Annotated in this window: 4 protein-coding genes and 1 pseudogene; all 5 read left to right on the top strand. The window is 45.3% G+C overall.

Annotation, left to right across the window (positions count from 1 at the left end; genetic code table 11):
- The first annotated feature begins 124 nt into the window (after positions 1-124).
- Positions 125-1,534, top strand: a complete 1,410-nt coding sequence (locus L691_RS31650; RefSeq protein ID WP_025693221.1) for a tetratricopeptide repeat protein — start codon at positions 125-127, stop codon at positions 1,532-1,534.
- Between the two features lie 139 nt (positions 1,535-1,673).
- Positions 1,674-1,817, top strand: coding sequence for a hypothetical protein (locus L691_RS30300; RefSeq protein WP_232229289.1), 144 nt, complete (start codon positions 1,674-1,676; stop codon positions 1,815-1,817).
- A 125-nt stretch (positions 1,818-1,942) separates the two neighbouring features.
- Positions 1,943-2,650 carry a DNA alkylation repair protein gene (locus tag L691_RS0126530; protein WP_025693220.1) on the top strand — a complete coding sequence of 236 codons (708 nt, stop codon included), beginning with the start codon at positions 1,943-1,945 and terminating at the stop codon, positions 2,648-2,650.
- Between the two features lie 53 nt (positions 2,651-2,703).
- Positions 2,704-2,896 (top strand): annotated as a pseudogene (locus L691_RS0126525) (sigma factor-like helix-turn-helix DNA-binding protein); the annotation flags it as partial.
- Positions 2,897-3,280: 384 nt separating this feature from the next.
- Positions 3,281-3,888, top strand: a 608-nt coding sequence (locus tag L691_RS30930; RefSeq protein WP_025693218.1) for an NAD-dependent epimerase/dehydratase family protein, incomplete at its 3' end; no start/stop codon positions are given.

The following is a 3,888-nucleotide window of genomic DNA, read 5'->3' as shown; positions in this document are numbered from 1 at the left end:
CAAGAATCTCGTGACTTTAGTCATGAGAGGTTCAAATTATTGAAACAACCGAATTTCTGCAGGCTTCATGGGAGCAGATCGGTCCCTGCTTAGATCTAATGAATTGAACGAAATGAGGGAAAGTATGAGCCGAAAAGAAAAAGGAATCAATCCCAAGCTGATTGCCGTGATGACCGGAGCGGAACTGCCGACAGATGAAGCACCGACTGCAGAGATGTTGCCGGGAAGCGCAGCACGAATGGTTGCCAAGCGAATCAAGAAAGTTGCGCCCGGCTATAAATCGAACAAGCAGCGGCTGCGGTGCATGCGATGCGGTCACGCTGCGGTATACGATATTGGCATGACTGTTTTTAACGGGACAGACTGGACGAAAGCGGTTGAAAATAGCGATTACCTTTCCAATACGAATACGGATTTTGATATGCGGCAGAATTTGATTGATCACGCACAATTTACCGGTTATATTCGTTGCGTCAGGTGCAATGGAGCAGGGGCATGGGAGTTCACCTCGTCTCTTTTTACGCTGGGTCTGATGGGGCGTGTAATGAGAGCGAAGGAGGATCCGGATGTAAGCTTTATGCTTGGAAAAATGCAGTTATACGATGGTACCAGTCCGCAATGGGTAAGCGATGGGGAAGAACGGTTTCTGGAACGGCTCAGGAATGATCCAATAGATAGTCATCTGTGGAACAGGCTGGGGAATTTGTATCACAAGGGTGGTCGACCGGAGTTGGCAGCGGCTGTTTTTGAACATGCGGTCGGAGTCGATCCTTCACATGTGGAGTCCCATTATTCGCTGGCCGATTTGCTGCTGCAGATTGGAGAACTGGAGCTTGCCGCGAGGCATTTTCGGCAGACTCTGGTACATGCTCGCGCATACACGAAGCTGGATGGTTTGAAGCTGCGGGATTTTTTGGCGGACAGCTTATGCAAGCTGCTGGATATTCATCGTGAAACGAAAGAAAAAGTTCCTTTTCTGCCGACGGAGGAGGAGCTTGCAGTAATGAAGCAGTTAACTGAAACGGCTGCAGCTGCAACGCATGAAATACATTTGTATGAATTTGACTTGCAATCAGGGGATCGGGAGTCATTCCTGCCGGTGGCGGAAATGTATATGGGGACATTGACGGATGATATTCCTGAACATGAGCGTAAGCTTCGCAAGCATCAAACCATGCAACAGTTGGAAGAAGGTGAGGAGACGGTTATGAGAAAAGATAAAGTCTGTTATCCGGATAAAGGCTGGGGATCCGAGCGGCAACCCATTATCGTTAAAGTGAGAACGGAAGAGCGGGCTGCGCAGGTCGCGCGAGTATGCGATCATTTTAATTGGCACTATATCATGGGCATGGAGTTTACGGAGGATTTAAGCGATTTAAAAAAAGCGCTAAAAGAACGGTTTGCGCCCGCGAATATATATGATCCGTGTCCGTGCGGCAGCGATGCGAAATACAAGTTCTGTTGTGCAAAAACGATGAAGAACTTCGATCTGAACGATTATTTAAAAACATTCGCGATCGAATCGTCATCGTGAACGAAATGAATGCAAGTGGATTTTTGATTGGCGAGCACCTAGGGTCGAGGGATTGAAGAGAACAAAAACAGAATTAACGGATTACCCGAATTACCGAACCGACGCTGGTTGTCGTGCCTATATTGCCAAGAAGATTCATGTGGCTCGTCATAACGACGCTGAAGGGCTGACGAAGCTCGCGACGTGGATGAAGGAGCTCGGGCAAGCGAATGGCAAGATGAACATCGTATTTGGCATTGAGCCTACCGGACACTATTGCTTTCCGCTAGAGGCACTTCTGTAATAAGATCCGGTAGTCCGAAGGGACACTGAGCTTACGACAGGGAAATCCGTACATTACACTTTCTTTATCCAGTAGTACTAATGATAACTTTGACGAGAGTACTTCGAAAAAAGGAAGTGTAAAAAATGAATGTAGAAATGGTCATGCGGGAGCTTGAAGCGCTCGGCAAGGAACGAACGAAGAAAATATACAGCTCGAATGGTGCGCAGGAACCGCTTTTTGGCGTGGCTACCGGTGCAATGAAGCCTATCTTCAAGAAAACTAAAATAAATCAGCCTCTGGCTGAGCAGCTTTACGCCACGGGGAATTACGACGCCATGTATTTTGCCGGCATTATAGCCGACCCCAATGCCATGACGGAAGCCGATTTTGACCGATGGATGGATGCGGCTTATTTTTATATGCTGTCTGATTATGTAGTTGCAGTAACCTTGGCAGAAGCGGATATTGCACAAGAAGTTGCCGATAAATGGATCGCGAGCGGTGAAGAGCTGAGAATGTCAGCGGGCTGGAGCTGTTACTGCTGGCTGCTCGGCAACCGACCGGACGATGAATTTTCCGAAAGCAAACTTGCCGGTATGCTTGAGATGGTGAAAAATACGATTCATGATTCTCCAGAACGCACGAAATACGCAATGAACAACTTTTTATACACCGTGGCGGTATCCTATGTGCCTCTTCATGATAAAGCGTGTGAGACCGCAAGGACTGTAGGCCCAGTAGAAGTCAATAAGGATAAGGCAAAAAGCAAGTTTCTTCACGCTTACGAAAATATTCAAAAGGCAGTCGACAAAGGGCAGGTTGGTTTTAAACGCAAGCATGTAAGATGTTGACCGTGACAAAAGCTTAAACCTACTCCGAGACCGATAGCTCAGAAATGAAGAACCAGCAGCTAAATATTTTGGAGGACCAGGAAAAAGAGGTCGTGGTCGGCCGTCTCGGGCTCGACACGGGGGGGCGAGGAGCGGTCGCAGCGGGAGATCGCCAAGGAGCTTGGCATCAGCCGCAGCTATGTCTCGCGGATCGAGAAGCGGGCGCTCATGAAGCTGCATCATGAGTTTTATAAGGCGAAGAGTTAGAAGAATTTAAGGAGACTTTCCAGATGGAAGGTCTCTTTTTGGTTGCTGGTAAAATTTTCAGGTTGAATGAATGATTATAAGGAAGGTATATACGAGAGATTGTCCTGGCTCAGGACGAACGCTGGCGGTGTGCCTAATACATGCAAGTCGAGCGGAGTTGTGAGGGAATCCACCATATAACTCTATCAGCGGATGAAGCTGTCCATCTGCACAAGCCATTAGCTCACTTGTTCATAAAATATAGTATCTCTCAATGAAGGGGTGAAAGACTAATGGCAGAGATTCTGGATTATGCTTCGAGTGTGCCTGGTCTAAATAGTGGTGACAATATGGATGCGTTAATGGAGTGACAAATTTATTCGTACATGTTAGGGGGTGAATGAAATGCATAAAGTAATAATCACCGGAGCAAATGGATTTATTGGGAGTTCATTAACGAATTTTCTTGCGAAAAAAGGAGTAACCATATTTGCTGTAGTCAGAAACAAATCCTCTAATGTTGAACCAATACTGAAACATGAAAACATTAATATCATCTATTGTGATCTTAATCATGCGGAGCAGTTAGAATATTTAATAGATGATAGAGATATTGATGTGTTTTATCATCTTGCTTGGAATGGTGCGTCTGGACCAGGAAGGGCAGACTATAAGCTTCAAATAGATAATGTATCCAATTCTATGGAGTGTGCTAAGCAATCAAAGCTTATGGGATGTAAAAGATTCATTGCAATAGGTACTATTGGAGAGTTCATGGCAGAGCTAGCACTAAAAAATAATATAATTTCAGAGCATTTCACTTATGCTGTTAGTAAGAACTTTTATCACTCCTTGTTAGACATATATTGTTATAACCATAACATTCCCTACACGTGGTGCACTTTACCTGGTGTATATGGGATTGGGGATCGAACATCAAATATTATTAATTATACAATCAAAAAATTATTACTTAAAGAGCTTCGTCGCTATAGTGGATGCCTGATGTCTGC

Source organism: Paenibacillus zanthoxyli JH29 (genome assembly GCF_000520715.1).
Lineage (GTDB): Bacteria > Bacillota > Bacilli > Paenibacillales > Paenibacillaceae > Paenibacillus_AQ > Paenibacillus_AQ zanthoxyli.
Note: the sequence above shows the minus strand (reverse complement) of the source record. Positions and strands in the feature narration are given on the sequence as shown.